Source organism: Acinetobacter sp. WCHAc060025, assembly GCF_004209355.1.
GTDB lineage: Bacteria > Pseudomonadota > Gammaproteobacteria > Pseudomonadales > Moraxellaceae > Acinetobacter > Acinetobacter wuhouensis.
The window spans coordinates 179,875-194,222 of record NZ_SGSX01000002.1 but is presented as its reverse complement, the minus strand read 5'-3'; the positions used below and the strand labels follow the sequence as shown (position 1 = coordinate 194,222).

The 14,348-nt window shown below is 35.6% G+C and carries 15 protein-coding genes and 1 tRNA gene; 10 read left to right on the top strand and 6 right to left on the bottom strand.

What is annotated here, in order from left to right; translation table 11 throughout:
- Positions 1–113: 113 nt before the first annotated feature.
- Together EXE09_RS02555 and EXE09_RS02550 are read right to left on the bottom strand one after the other, a co-directional pair.
- Positions 114–1,412: an ABC1 kinase family protein gene (locus EXE09_RS02555; RefSeq protein ID WP_068976183.1), complete on the bottom strand. Its 1,299-nt coding sequence runs from the start codon at positions 1,410–1,412 to the stop codon at positions 114–116.
- A gap of 39 nt (positions 1,413–1,451) precedes the next feature.
- On the bottom strand, positions 1,452–2,243 hold the full coding sequence (locus EXE09_RS02550) for a HesA/MoeB/ThiF family protein (RefSeq protein ID WP_165382026.1): 792 nt from the start codon (positions 2,241–2,243) through the stop codon (positions 1,452–1,454).
- A gap of 208 nt (positions 2,244–2,451) precedes the next feature.
- Here EXE09_RS02550 and EXE09_RS02545 point away from each other — a divergent pair, with 208 nt between their 5' ends.
- Both EXE09_RS02545 and EXE09_RS02540 read left to right on the top strand, forming a co-directional pair.
- Positions 2,452–2,925, top strand: coding sequence for an Lrp/AsnC family transcriptional regulator (locus EXE09_RS02545; protein WP_068976186.1), 474 nt, complete (start codon positions 2,452–2,454; stop codon positions 2,923–2,925).
- A gap of 17 nt (positions 2,926–2,942) precedes the next feature.
- Entirely contained in the window at positions 2,943–3,443 is a 501-nt protein-coding gene (locus tag EXE09_RS02540) for a GrpB family protein (protein WP_130116238.1), read from the top strand.
- Between the two features lie 28 nt (positions 3,444–3,471).
- On the opposite strand, the gene EXE09_RS02535 is transcribed toward EXE09_RS02540, so the two are convergent.
- Both EXE09_RS02535 and EXE09_RS02530 read right to left on the bottom strand, forming a co-directional pair.
- Complete coding sequence (locus EXE09_RS02535) at positions 3,472–4,224, bottom strand: YebC/PmpR family DNA-binding transcriptional regulator (RefSeq protein WP_068976187.1); 753 nt, start codon at positions 4,222–4,224, stop codon at positions 3,472–3,474.
- A gap of 107 nt (positions 4,225–4,331) precedes the next feature.
- Positions 4,332–4,895: a 1-acyl-sn-glycerol-3-phosphate acyltransferase gene (locus EXE09_RS02530; protein WP_068976188.1), complete on the bottom strand. Its 564-nt coding sequence runs from the start codon at positions 4,893–4,895 to the stop codon at positions 4,332–4,334.
- A gap of 350 nt (positions 4,896–5,245) precedes the next feature.
- Here EXE09_RS02530 and EXE09_RS18700 point away from each other — a divergent pair, with 350 nt between their 5' ends.
- Together EXE09_RS18700 and EXE09_RS02525 are read left to right on the top strand one after the other, a co-directional pair.
- Positions 5,246–5,389: a hypothetical protein gene (locus tag EXE09_RS18700; RefSeq protein WP_161553511.1), complete on the top strand. Its 144-nt coding sequence runs from the start codon at positions 5,246–5,248 to the stop codon at positions 5,387–5,389.
- Between the two features lie 130 nt (positions 5,390–5,519).
- Positions 5,520–5,596: transfer RNA gene (locus tag EXE09_RS02525), tRNA-Ile, on the top strand.
- 122 nt (positions 5,597–5,718) lie between these two features.
- Here the strand turns inward: EXE09_RS02525 and EXE09_RS02520 are convergent.
- The gene (locus tag EXE09_RS02520) at positions 5,719–6,519 is read right to left on the bottom strand and encodes a hypothetical protein (protein ID WP_130116237.1); all 801 of its coding nucleotides are present in this window, start codon (positions 6,517–6,519) and stop codon (positions 5,719–5,721) included.
- A gap of 116 nt (positions 6,520–6,635) precedes the next feature.
- Between EXE09_RS02520 and EXE09_RS02515 the strand changes: the two genes are divergently transcribed.
- Both EXE09_RS02515 and EXE09_RS02510 read left to right on the top strand, forming a co-directional pair.
- The gene (locus EXE09_RS02515; RefSeq protein ID WP_130116236.1) at positions 6,636–6,812 is read left to right on the top strand and encodes a helix-turn-helix domain-containing protein; all 177 of its coding nucleotides are present in this window, start codon (positions 6,636–6,638) and stop codon (positions 6,810–6,812) included.
- A gap of 158 nt (positions 6,813–6,970) precedes the next feature.
- The gene (locus EXE09_RS02510) at positions 6,971–8,998 is read left to right on the top strand and encodes a DUF3987 domain-containing protein (protein ID WP_165382025.1); all 2,028 of its coding nucleotides are present in this window, start codon (positions 6,971–6,973) and stop codon (positions 8,996–8,998) included.
- Between the two features lie 147 nt (positions 8,999–9,145).
- Here EXE09_RS02510 and EXE09_RS02505 read toward each other — a convergent pair whose 3' ends face one another.
- Positions 9,146–9,475 carry a hypothetical protein gene (locus EXE09_RS02505; protein ID WP_130116234.1) on the bottom strand — a complete coding sequence of 110 codons (330 nt, stop codon included), beginning with the start codon at positions 9,473–9,475 and terminating at the stop codon, positions 9,146–9,148.
- A gap of 284 nt (positions 9,476–9,759) precedes the next feature.
- Between EXE09_RS02505 and EXE09_RS02500 the strand changes: the two genes are divergently transcribed.
- The 4 genes from EXE09_RS02500 to EXE09_RS02485 are packed head-to-tail and all read left to right on the top strand — an operon-like array spanning position 9,760 to position 14,345.
- Positions 9,760–10,083, top strand: a complete 324-nt coding sequence (locus EXE09_RS02500) for a helix-turn-helix domain-containing protein (protein WP_130116233.1) — start codon at positions 9,760–9,762, stop codon at positions 10,081–10,083.
- Positions 10,084–10,118: 35 nt separating this feature from the next.
- A complete protein-coding gene (locus tag EXE09_RS02495) occupies positions 10,119–11,705 on the top strand; it encodes a type I restriction-modification system subunit M (protein WP_130116232.1) in 1,587 nt (528 codons plus the stop codon).
- A gap of 4 nt (positions 11,706–11,709) precedes the next feature.
- Positions 11,710–13,197, top strand: coding sequence for a type I restriction-modification system subunit M (locus EXE09_RS02490; protein ID WP_130116231.1), 1,488 nt, complete (start codon positions 11,710–11,712; stop codon positions 13,195–13,197).
- On the top strand, positions 13,194–14,345 hold the full coding sequence (locus EXE09_RS02485; RefSeq protein WP_130116230.1) for a restriction endonuclease subunit S: 1,152 nt from the start codon (positions 13,194–13,196) through the stop codon (positions 14,343–14,345). The genes EXE09_RS02490 and EXE09_RS02485 overlap by 4 nt, the downstream gene beginning before the upstream one ends.
- The last annotated feature ends 3 nt before the right edge of the window (positions 14,346–14,348 follow it).

Sequence of the window (14,348 nt, the reverse complement as noted above, 5' to 3'; positions counted from 1 at the left end):
CCTTTTATAAGGGGGACTTCCAACTCTCTAATTTACAATATAAAAGAAAGCTCCTCCCTTTTATAAAGGGAGGTTGGGAGGGATTATTTAATCTATGAAGTTTACTTAGAAAATCAATGCTTCAACAACGAAGCAGGATCTAAATCTTGCACCATTTGCAAACGCTGATCAGCATAAATATCAGTATACGGCGCAAGCACACGCATGAAACGATCAAAATACAACATTTGCTTAAATAACAATGCGAAATCACGTGGGAAACGGATACCGTGACGCTCACCTACGCCAACCATATCCATCATGATGTCATTTAAATCTGAAGGATTCGAAGTCATGATTTGTGCAGGATCAGCCAATAATACGCCACTAAATAAACGCTCTAAATCATCTGCAAGCACTTTGGTATCAATCTGCTGACTGGTCATGCCCATTTTCAGCATATTTTCAGCCATGAGTGGATAATCTGTCTTTTGCAGCGCATCCATAAATGCCATACACGCTTGCCAAACTTCAGGTTTTAATTGACCAACAATACCAAAGTCAATAAAGCCGATACGACCATCTTCAAGCAACATCAGATTGCCTGCATGTAAGTCTGCATGGAACGATTTACATAGCATTAGACTACCAAACCACGTATTCATCGCGGTGATCAATACTTGAGAAGGATCTTTAGCCACCTTCTTCACCACGTCAAAGTCGGTTAATGGTACACCGTATAAACGTTGCATGGTGAGTACACGACGAGTTGAATATTGGTGATAAACCTTTGGCGCAGTCGCAGCGGTATTTTGTGAAACATTTAAATAATTTACAAAATCATCGAGGTTTTGTGCTTCTTCAATAAAATCAACTTCACGCACCATACGGGTTTTAATTTCATCGACAATATCTGCCAATGAAGCAAATTTAACCTTTGGCACAGCTTTTTCTAAAATTTTTGTCGCCCAATGCAAAACATTCAAATCTGTATAGAGAATGGTTTCCACACCCGGCTTTTGTACTTTAATCACCACATCTTCGCCACTGACCAATTTCGCGGCATGTACTTGTGCAATGGATGCTGAAGCAAGTGGCTTTTCTTCAATTGAAGCGAAGATTTGACTTAAATCACGCCCTGCAAATTCAGAAGCTAAGACTTCTTGTACATAGCTAAATGGCAATGATGGAGTTTGATCTAAACAGCCTTGAAATTCTTCAACATATTCACGTGGAAAAAGTGATGGCGTACTGGCAATAAATTGTCCTAACTTAATATAAGTAGAACCCAGCGACTCAAACGTTTCACGCATTAACTTTGCATTACTCGGTTTTTCAGTCGCATATTTAATGCCTGCTTTGGCTGCGATCACCGCAGTTTCCCCCACTCGGGCAACTGAACGCAGACCATCTAGAAAGATATTATTTTTCATAATGTCAAAATAAAATTAAATTTGTCTGAGTGTAGCAAATTATTGAGCATTTGCAGTATGGCTTGCCTGACAGTTTGGACAATCTCTATCTTTTTCAAAGGCTAAAATTCGTTGTTTCATTGTTAAACCATCCCAAAGCATCAATTTTTGCTTGAGTGGTGTTGCACCTAAACCTAAAAAGAGTAATGCGTGATGGGCTTGTAAACTCGCCATCACATTCGGTGTGGTTGCTAAAACACCTGAATCTGCACAACGTAAACTTTCATTTGCCTGTTGTTCTTTTGGGAATAGACATTCATAACATGCTGAATCCCCTTCGACCATAAACAATTGCCCCTGAAAGCCAATCGCAGAAGCACTAATTAACGGGACTTGTGATGATGTGCAAACTTGATTAACGAGATAGCGTGTCGTGAAATTATCACAACCATCGAGGACTAGATCTTGCTGTGAAATCAAATTTTGTGCATTTGATTGATCTAACTTATATGTATAACTTTCAACTTGAATAAATGGATTGATGCCTTGTAATCGTTTGGCAAGAATTTCTGCTTTGTAAAAGCCAACATCTTGTTCTGTATAGGCTATTTGGCGTTGTAAATTACTGATCTCAATGGTATCTGCATCGATTAAAGTGATTTTACCGACACCTGCACGCGCGAGTAATTCTGCGGTAGTACAACCAATCCCACCACAACCAACGATCAGCACATTGGCAAGTTTTAATTTTTCCTGTGCGTCTATGTCCCATCCATCTAACAAAATTTGACGTGAATAAAGGTGCATTTCTGCTTCGGTGAGTTCGAGGTCTACATCAAAAGAATTTGTCACTGCACAGCCTAAATTAATTACTGATTATAAATATTACACATGTGATTATAACGAAAAATACGCGCTTTTAGATAAAAACCATTCGTACAATCAATTTTCAACTTAGAAGATTTTTATTTAACTTTTTCTCATGAATTAATTTTAAATTGAAAAATAATTCATTTCATTCTAGATTAATTGAAAATAATTTTTCAATCGGACTTCAATCATGGAACTTGACCGCTACGATAAACAAATTCTTGAAATTTTGACGCATGAAGATATTAACCTGAATGAATTATCTGAACGAATCAATCTATCTGTCAGCTCTGTACATCGTCGGATCAAACACCTGATTGAAACCGATATTATGACCAATTTAAAACGTGATATTAATTTTCAAAAATTAGGTTTTAAACTGCATGTAATTTTACAAATCTCACTCAGTAAACACGATACTGATACCTTTGCTAAATTTCTAGAAGAACTTGAAAATATTCCTGAAGTCATTAATGCGTTTTTAGTGACAGGACAAACAGCGGATTTCTTGGTCGAAGTGATTGCCAAAGACATGGAAAATTACAGTGAAATTTTACTCAAAAGAATCGGGAAAATTGATCATGTCGTTGCACTCCATTCAAGTTTTGTGATTAAAGAATATAAACAAGTATTTAACTGTACTGGTTTGTTGAATCGGGTTTAATTAAAAAGGCTCATCACATGAAATTCTACGCATCTGAAGAGTATCAACCACATTGCCAAAAACTTTTTGAACACTACCAGCGGAAAATTAAATTAGTCATACCAAATGCTCTGATTGAACATATCGGTGCATCATCTATCCCTCATGCAATCTCAAAAGGCGATTTGGATATTTATATTGCTGTGGAACAATTTGTTTTTGAAAATGCAATTCAAAAATTAATCACTTTAAATTTTCAAGAAAAGAAAGAAACACTGAGAACACACCAACTGTGCATGTTGGAATCATTGAATAACGACGAGGTTGCTTTGCAATTGATTGTAAAAGGTTCAGAATTTGAATCATTCATTATTTTTAGAGATACCCTAAGGCAATCTAGCGAATTGGTTCAACAATATAATGCTTTAAAAAGTCGTTGTTCTCATTTAAATATGGATGATTATCGTAGCGAAAAAAATATGTTTATAGCCAAAGTTTTAAGGAATCCAACTCAAAAAACAATAAAAAACGCACTCTAAGGTGCGTTCTTCTATTCAAATTAGATACTTACATCGCGTCTAATTCAGCCATTACTTCGTCAGTGAATTCAACGTTGGTATAAACGTTTTGAACATCATCTAAATCTTCAAACATATCAATCATTTTTACGATTTTTTTCGCTTGATCAATATCAGAAATCAATGCTTTTGTTGATGGGTTCATCGTCACTTCTGCATTATCAGATTTTAAACCCGCTGCTGTTAAAGCATCTTGTACATCACCAAATGCTTCAGGAGTTGTGATGACTAAGATCTCTTCTTCATCCACTTCGATGTCTTCTGCGCCTGCTTCCAAAGCGATTTCCATGATTTTATCTTCTAAAGATACATCTTCAAAAGAAATTTCACCACGTTTCGTAAACATATAAGCCACTGAACCCGCAGTACCTAAATTACCATCCGTTTTAGAGAAACAGTGACGAACATCTGGAACAGTACGGTTTAAGTTATCTGTCATTGTTTCCACAATCACAGCTACACCACCAACACCATAACCTTCATAAGTGACTTCTTTCAAGTCAGCATTTTCTTCACCACCAACACCACGCTGAACAGCACGGTTGATGGTATCGCGTGTCATATTTGCGACCAATGCTTTTTCAACAACAGCACGTAAACGTGGGTTAGATGCAACATCACCACCACCTAAACGAGCTGCTGTTACGATTTCACGAATAAATTTTGTGAATACTTTAGCGCGGCTCGCATCTTGTTTTGCTTTACGATGCTTTGTGTTAGCCCACTTGGAATGACCCGCCATGCGAAATATGCTCCTGTAGATTGGCCTTATGCCATATCAAATTTTTTGCAATTCTACCATAAGCGCTTTTTTTTGAAAAAGGGCTTATTTTTTAGATTTAGAATAAATTAAGTATTTTTTTGTTCAGGAATCACAATATCCAAGCCTGTATGCTCTTTATATAAGCGCTTGATTTCCGCCAAATCTTGATCTAAGTCTGTTGGATAGATCTTTCCAAAAATCCCACCCTGCTTTGTTTTAGAGTTTGCATACATCAAAACAATCGGAACACCAGCTGCTTTGGCGATATGCCAAAAACCTGTACGAATCGGTTTACGTGCTTGACCTCGTTCTGCGCGAGTTGCTTCAGGCGCAATCACCAAATTGAACTCATCATTATTTTGAAAATGCTCAACCATTTGCGAAACAATGTCTTTATTTGATTTACGATCAACTGGAATGCCCCCTATTTTTTCTAAAATAGGTTTCATTGGACCTTTAAATAGTTCTTTTTTAATTAAAGTATGAATTTTTATATCGTAAATTTGGAAAATAGCGAGTGAAAGGACGGCATCCATCATTGAAGTATGTTCAAAACCAATAATAACTTGTTTTTTTTCTAATACACTTGGATCAACTTCGTATGACCAACCCGATAGCTTAAAAGTAAGCTCTCCTAACAACTTTTTCATAGAAACCTGATGTCATAAAATCGTAATACGCAAATTGTCGGAGTAAAAACTAAAAAAAACAATCTCTATTCTGATTATTTTTTTACATTTGTATATTTATTTTGTTATCTATATTCTCCAATGAGTAAAAAGTAAATTTACTTAAAATGTGAAATAGTTTTTTCAATCTAAAATTTATGATAATTACCGCATATAAAAAATCCAACATTCATAATAAAAAACAATGGTATAAGTGATTTTTTGTATTAAAATTAATCAAATAAATATATTCAGATTTCGATGAATCATATAGACTTTAGTCTTAATGAGCCACAAGCTCAAAATTCGAAAATGCGCAAAAGGATTGCAGCATGCTTATTACATTATTTGTTGTTATTGTTTCAGTATTTTTGATCATATGTGCTTGGAGCGCATTTGATATTTATTTAGATAAACGTAAACAAGCCAATCAATCACTCAATGTAATCGCCCAAAGTACTGATGATCATCAATAATTTAATATCTCCCCCTAAACAATGTTTAAAATTTATCCATTAAATTTAAGTACTTGTTAAAGTTCTTGTAATTCAATTTTATTTTCGCTAGTATTCTTCAACGAAAATACTTGCAATAGCAGTATTTATAGGGCCTGTAGCTCAGTTGGTTAGAGCAGCGGACTCATAATCCGTTGGTCCACAGTTCAAGTCTGTGTAGGCCCACCATATAAAACAACCACTTACGTGCATTAATCGTAAGTGGTTTTTTTGTTTTTAGATTTTAGTAAGCACATAGTAAGCAAAATAAATCAACTTTAAGAATCTAAAGAAAGATACTTGAAATTGCTTCAACCAAACAGTGACTTGTGGAATGCAGCGAATTCCAAATTTGGACTGTTTATAAACTGGGTAATTTGAGGATGAGTAACCAAGAGGTTTTCTTCTTGTATTGATAGATTTTTAATGTCTTCACTCCACTCTTTTTCCCGATACTGTCTCCAATTAAACTGTACCTTTAATGGTCTATTATAACCCATAGTATTTATCGCAAATATTTGTTCGAAAAGCTCATCAAATAAAAGCACATGAGAACGATGTAAGTGGCTATTTTTTTTTACAAGCTGATCTAAGCTTGCAATGATAATAGAATTGCAATCATTGATTAGACTATGACTGCCTATGGTATAGCCCCATCGATGAAGTAAATACAACACAGCTAGACTATTTAAGGAGCTGAATTGAGCAATATTAATTAGATCTTCTTTGTTAAATTCTCTCATCGAATAAAAATCTTTATCCCAAAGCACTTCTGTTAGGTAACCAGGGAGTTTTCGTAGCTGAATTAAAATTAATTCTTCATCTTGTGGTTGATTGCTTAGATCACTCCAAATCTGATGAGTTAAAATTTCTGCTGATCCTATGACCTTCAAGTCGACGATTTCTAGCCATTCATTCTGAGGGGTTGAAAGCCCATACTTATATCTTTTAAATAAGTTATTATCTTGATTTTTATCAATATTATTATAGATTAATTTTGTAAAAGCGTAGTCTGTTTTAATGTTGTAAAAGTGGGACAATTGATTAAAACAGAAATCGTACCAAGTAATAGTTTTTACATATTCAATACGTGATCTTGAATGTCGTCCCACAATGGTTTCCTCAACATAGCTATGTAATAGGGTAAAGAAAAAATATATATCTATACAATATTTTTACCCTAAAAAAGATGTTTTGATAAGTCAAAAGATATCTAGAGACATCTAAAATGAATGAAAAACTGCTACTTACTACTGCTGAAGCTGCTCGCCTTTTAGGGATGCAGCCACAGACTCTTCGAAAATGGGCAATCTACGAAAATGGACCAATTTCTCCCAAAAGGCACGGTCGGTTATTGCGTTGGAATCGTAATGAGATTCTAAAGTTTGCTGGTGAAATCAAGTAATTTTTTTATGAATCCAGCATTTTTTGCTGGGTTCAACTAAAAATTAAATCACTGATTTAAATCTCATTTTTTCTAGTGCAGTACATAAACATCTACTTGAATTTATTAAGTAGACAGGAAGAGCTTTGCTTGAATTTTTGAATATGGTAAGAATTAAGATGTTGAAAATAAAATTAGATGAAGAACACCCTATATTAAGTACACATCCTTTAACTGGACAAGTCACTTCTTCATCTACATTTGAAGAGTTTTCTTTAAACTTTATAAGAGACGATCAAATTTCAATCGAGAGTTACATACATCCACACTATCCTGATTTGGATTGCGGTGGGTGCAATGTTTTTAAACTTGTGAATAATTCTAATCTGAATTTTGTGACTGGTTATTTGATTGTGGGGGTAGGTTATCAATACGATATATCCTATGAACCCCACAAAGGCATAGAGCGGCGGAAAGTAGCACTTCAAATTGGTGATGGTGTATTAGTCAATCGGTTGTTGAGTAAAACGAAATTATCGCGAGTGGTTTTGACTGATGAATTGGATGTTTTTTTAAAAATTTGTTTTACAAAATCATATGTAATTTACTTGCCAGATCTTATATTGGGGTTGCAAGAAGTAGAAAGCTTGTTACCTGAATCTGTTTTGATCATAACAGCTAATTATGACGAAGTCACTCAACCTCACGTAAGGTTTAGTAGAGAAAACTTCTCTACGCTATCGTCTACCGATGTTCAAGAGCAGATTGACGCCATTTATGCCTCATATATTGATTTACTAAAACATAAAAGTGTAGAAAGTGAGTCAAAAATTCAGTCATCAAATTCTTGGCCTGCCTTATCAACTTTAAGTTTAGTTAATCAAAATACACCACAAGAGTATCCCCTTTGGGCTTTTCCGACATTAATCGCAAATGCAATTAAAAAAACAGCACATATTCATAAAGTTCCAATCTCCGTTGCAGGACAAACTTACTTAGGTGAATTGGCTTTTTTGGCACAAGGACATATCGATGCTCCTAGTGATAAAACGATCAAGGGTCAACCTTGTAGCCTTTTTACCATTACGATCTTCCCAAGTGGTGCAGGCAAAGATAATTGTATTAATGATGCCTGTTATGTTTCTAAAACTATAGAAAAAAGCAGTATGGCATTATATGAGAAAGAGTACGATGAATGGATTAGATCAAAAAATGAATTAACTGAGCCAAAAGTTCCTTTGGCTAGATTCAAAAAACTTACAATACAAGGACTGATTTCATTAGTAAAAAAAAGCGATCAAAAAAGTTTTACATGGACAACTGGCGAAGGGGCATATCTATTTTCTGGATATACCATGAAAAGTGAAACGGTAGGCGAAGCACTTAGTGTGATTAATAATTTACTGGATGGGGAATCTATAAGTAATGTGTTGAAAGGCAGTAATATTGAATATGTAGATGGTGTTCGTTTTTCAATCAATATTGGTGTGCAAGATGTGATTGCCTACCCGGCTTTGCAAAATGAGTTATTACGAGAGCAAGGTTTTTTAGCGCGTGCCTTAATTGTTTTTGCCGAACCTTTGAAGAATGTTCAAATCACAAAACAGGATCGATTTATAAGGCCAGATCAAGATACAGACCTCAAGGCATATTGGAATTTATGTGAGAAAATCTTATCGGATGTTCCAAAAGCTTTAGACTGTGCAAATGCTCATATGGTTATTTTGAAAACTGAAGAGGCAGACGATCTGCATATTGAATATGAAAACTTTGTATTGCGTGAAGTTGAAAAAAATGGACGATATGCTTTCATACACTCGTATGCAAGGCGCACTGTTCAGTATGTTTTAAGAGTCGCTGCAATTTTCGCATTTTTTAAGCAAGAGAACGTGATTACATCTGAAACGATGAAAGGTGCTATAGGTATCTGTAGGTATTCTTTAGAGCAGTGGATTGATTATTATGCTAAAGATAGTAAATCTGACAGTGAAATTTTGCTGGAGTGGCTAAAAGATCAGTATCGGAAAGGTAATAAAAAGGTTTTAAAATCGAGTATCAATCAAAAGCATGCAAAATTTAAGTCAGCTAAGCTACGAGATGCTGCTTTGCAATATTTAATTGAAACCTATCATGTTCGAATCGAAACACTAAATAATAGTGACTATGTAGTTTTACATCCAGAACTTGTAGAAAATTTATCTAATTAATCTAAATCCAGGTAACTTATTGAAATATAGTTAAAGTGATTTAGATAAGTTGTTTTTCTAATTATCTAAATCATCTAAGTTAGATGATTTAGATATCTTAAATAAAGTTCATCTATTTTTAAAACATTATAATTCAATGTGATAGTCTTAATTTAGATAGCTAGATAACTTTTTAATACCAAATTTTTTTTGAAAATCACTCAACACTTCATCGTAAATAGTACTCACATTAATTAACTCTAATTGATTAAAACCATATCTTTCAAAAAACTGCTGATCAACAAAATAGGCGACTGCCTCATAACTATTCAGATGTTGTGCTACATCAAGCTGATTACAAAATATTGTATTAAACTGAAGTTGTAACGCCGTAGTTTCAATAATCTTTGTTGCTATTATTTTAGCAATTTGACGGACATTTAAATTTCGAATAGCTGGGTGTATAGCAATAGGGATTTGGCCTGGTGAATTGCTCATAATAGACTCCAAGTGAATTTACTTAAATCGTCTGTTATGAAAGAATGTAAATGTAGAATGTCGAAATTTTACAATCTTTCATTTCAGTCATTTTGAATGAAAAGCATGAGTGCTTTATTGTCGAGATAAGGCACTCATGCATATACAATACTATTCATATAATTTTCCTCCTTAAATTTCTTTTAAAGATGTCTTTTTGTCGAAATAGACAATAAAATACTGTCAATATATATATGAAAACTTGTCTAAATAGTCAAGTTTATATTGTCGATTTATGGTGTTTTATGTTGATTGAGATGGATTCAGAGCTGTTTTGTGCACGGCTCAAAGAAATAAGAACACAAAGAAAAATGACACAGCAGGATATTTCTGAAAAAACTGGAATTCCAGCGACCTCAATTTCGCATATTGAAGCTGGCTCTCGAAAGCCATCTTTGGAAAATTTTTATAAGCTCATTATTGTTCTGAATGTGTCTGCAGACTATCTCTTAGGTCGTACAGATCAATACTCTGATCTAGGCACCGATCCAATTTCAAAATCTATTCAAGGCTTACCTGAGTCAGAAAGAGAGATGATTCAGAAGTTCATCTTGTCTTTGCAAAAGTAACACATCCGTATTGATATATTAAATGTAGTAAACCTATGACTCTTCTTGATTTAAAAGACTTAGAAACCCATTTGTGGGAAGCGGCGCATATTATTACTGGCCCCATAGATGCGTCAGACTATAAGACCTATATTTTCCCGATTCTGTTCTTCAAGCGCATTTGTGATGTTTACGATGAAGAATTAGCAGATGCGATTAAAGAAATAGGCGATGAAGAGCTTGCTCGTGGACCAATGTTTCACCGTATTGATATTCCTGAAGGCTGTCATTGGGATGATGTCATCGCCCATACGCAAGATGTAGGTCAGCATTTAAAGGAAGCCTTCAATAAAATCGAACAGGCCAATGAAAACTTATATGGTATTTTCGGCGATGCGAGTTGGACCAATAAAGAGCGCTTATCGGATGAGCTTCTAATTACCTTACTTGGTCATTTCAATAAATATCATCTGGGTGTTGATGAGGTCCGAAATGATGATATGGGGCGTGCATACGAATATCTGATTAAACGCTTTGCCGATAAAGCCAATAAAAAAGCTGGTGAATTCTACACTCCCCGCTCTATTGTACGTTTACTTGTAAACATACTAGATCCCAAAGCGGGTGAAAACATCTACGACCCAGCCTGCGGTACTGGTGGTATGTTGTTGGAAACCATTCACCATGTTGCAGAAAATGGCGGTGATCCACGTTCTTTGACATTGAAAGGTCAAGAGAAGAACCTGACAACGGAAGCCATCGCACGTATGAACTTGTTCCTACATGGACAAGAAGACTTCCAGATTGTACGTGGTGATACGCTACTTGAGCCTAAATTCCTGCAAAACGATCAGCTTGAGCAATTTGATTGTGTAATTGCCAATCCACCATTCAGCTTAAAAGAATGGGGTTATAACAAATGGTCATCAGATCCATATGCACGTAATGTCTATATGGTTGAAGAGCCTGATGAAAGCAGTGAAGACCCTGAAAAAACCAAATTGGTACGTAAAACGTTCTTAGCACCAAAAACCAACGGCGATTTTGCTTGGATTCAACATATGTTGGCCTCAGTCAAAGCTGAAGGTCGTATGGCAGTAGTATTGCCCCACGGCGTATTGTTCCGAGGTGGTTCAGAGCTCGAAATTCGTAAACAGCTTTTATTGTCGAATCAGCTTGAAGCTGTGATTGGTGTGGCACAAAACCTATTCTATGGAACCGGTATTGCCGCTTGTATTTTGGTCCTACGAAAAGATAGGAAACCTTTACAGCAAAAAGATGGAATCGTGGTGAATGCACCAGTTCTGTTTATTAATGCTGAAGAGATTTTTACCAAAGGCCGTGCTCAAAACACATTGAGTAATGAGCAGTCTGATGAAATTTATGACCTTTACATCAAAGCTAAAGAAGAAGGACAGGAAATCATTGGTCAGTCTCGTTGGGTGCCCTTTGCTGAAATTGAAGAAAATGAATTTAACTTAAATATTGCACGTTATGTTCAGAAGCCTTTAGAGCAAGAGACCATAACGTTAGAGCAGGCTTTAAGTGACTTCACGACTAAAATGGCAGATTTAGAAAAAGCTGAACAAGAGTTAGAAACGTTGTTAAAAGCCCAAGGTTTTAAGATTAAGGATGTAGGTTAAGCAAATGGCAAGTGAAAATGCAAAATTAGAAGACCTACTTTGGGGTGCTGCCGAATTCCTCCGTGGGCAAATTGATGCTTCCGACTATAAGCAGTATGTCTTCCCTCTTCTATTCTTTAAGCGTTTGTCGGATGTATATGATGACGAGCTTGCGGATGCTCGTACAGAAATGGGTACAGATGATTTATTTGATGCTGAATATTTCCATCGCTTCCAAATTCCAGTTGAAGCAAGTTGGCAAACAGTTAAAGAAACCACTCAAGATATTGGTAAAGCCATTCAAACAGCATTACGCACGATTGAAGCTAAAAATGAGCGTTTAGCTGGCGTATTTGGTGATGCGCAGTGGACCAATAAAGAACGCTTACCAGACCATCTATTAAAAGACCTGATTGGGCACTTCAGTAAGATTGATTTGGGTTTACATAAAGTCAAACAAGATGATCTTGGTCAGGCTTATGAATACTTGATTAAGAAATTTGCAGATGATTCAGGTCATACGGCGGCGGAATTCTATACTAACCGTACTGTGGTGCATTTCATGACGCGTATCATGGAATTAAAACCAGGTGAAACCGCTTACGATCCAACTTGTGGTACGGGTGGGATGTTGCTCAATGCTGTGATGGACCTTCGTGAGAAAGGTGAAGAATGGCGTAGCGTAAAGCTCTATGGTCAAGAGGTGAATTTACTTACCTCTGCCATTGCACGTATGAATATGTTCTTACATGACATTGAAGAGTTTGATATACGCCGTGGTGATACTTTAGGTGAGCCTAAGTTTATTGAAAATGATCAGCTTAAGCAGTTTGATGTGATTTTAGCGAACCCGCCGTATTCGATTAAGAAATGGGATCGTAAGAAATTCTCAGCAGATCCTTTCCATCGCAATATGTATGGTGTACCGCCACAAGGCTGTGCCGATTATGGCTTTTATACGCACATCATTAAGAGTTTAAAACCGGATACAGGTCGTGGTGCGATGTTATGGCCACACGGCGTATTGTTCCGTGATTCAGAGTTTGAAATTCGTAAGCAAGTGATTGAATCAGACATTATTGATGCCGTCATTGGTTTAGGTCCAAACCTGTTCTATAACTCGCCAATGGAGTCTTGCATTGTTGTTTTGGGAACCAATAAACCTAAAGAGCGCAAAAATAAGATTCTCTTCATTAATGGTGTTGAGCATGTAACACGTGAGCGTGCGCATAGCCGTCTTTCTGAAAAAGACTTAGAAGTATTGGTTAATGCTTACTTTAAGCCTGAAAAGAGTGATATTGCACGTTTGGTGGATTTAGATGAAGTCCGTCAAAACAACCATAACCTTTCTATTCCCTTATATGTGTCTTTAAAGAAAGAACAAGAAACGGTATCGATTGATCAGCTTTTGGATGATTGGGTAGATAACCGTAAACAGTTAAAAGATTTAGTTGCAGATTTGATGAAAGATTTAAAAAGTTTAGATGTTCAATCAGTGGAGCAAGATGTATGAGTACTGATTTGAATATGGAATATCAAGAAGTTAAGTTTGGTGAGATTGCCAAGCATATTTCTAAGCGTGTTGAGCCAAGCGAAACGACTTTGGAAATTTATGTAGGCTTAGAACATCTTGATCCTGATAGTTTGAAGATTACTCGCCACGGCGTACCCAGTGATGTTGCTGGTCAAAAGTTATTGGTAAAAAAGGGCCAGATTATTTTTGGTAAGCGCCGTGCCTATCAGCGTAAAGTTGCAGTAGCAGATTGGGATTGTATTTGTTCTGCACATGCAATGGTGCTTGAAGCTATTCCGGGAAAAATTTTACCTGAGTTTTTACCGTTCTTTATGCAGTCTAATCAGTTTATGGAAAGAGCGGTCGATATTTCAGAAGGTTCGCTGTCTCCAACGATTAAGTGGAAAATATTAGAACAGCAACTATTCAAAATTCCTATGATTGATGATCAAAAAAGAATAATAAGATTGTGTCAATCAACACAAGGTTTGGAAGATAGTATTTCTCAAAGTATCCAAGCTTTCTCTAAGGTTAGATTAAAGGCTTGGATAGAGTTGAAAAAAATATTTGAAGGAAGTTCATTTATTAATTTATCTGATTGTGCCAATGTTATTGACCCTCACCCAAGTCATAGAGCGCCTGAAATAGATACTGATGGAATTCCTTTTATTGGTATTGGGGATATTGATATAAATGGGATTATCGATTTTTCAACAGTAAGATTAGTTTCTAAAAATGTTTTAAAAGATCATAAAAAACGTTATCAAATTACTGATAAAGTTTTTGGTTTTGGTCGAGTAGCTTCAATAGGAAAAGTTATTGAGTTTAAGAATACGAATGGAGATTATGTTATATCTCCAACTATTGCGTTAGTAGAAGTTAAAAAAGAAGATGATTACGAGTATTTTCGGTTATTAATGAGTTCATCTTATTACATGGATTTAATAAAACCATACTTAACAGGAAGTACCAGAGTATCTATAGGTATGAATAAACTTCGTGATATTAAAGTCCCTTATATTAAAGATTTAGAAAAAAGGGAAAAGGTAATCAATATTATGAAGTATCTCGAAAATATTGATAAATGTTTAGTTGTAAAACAAACGAATATAAAAGAAATAAAGCTATGCAGCTTAAATAAACTTTAATAC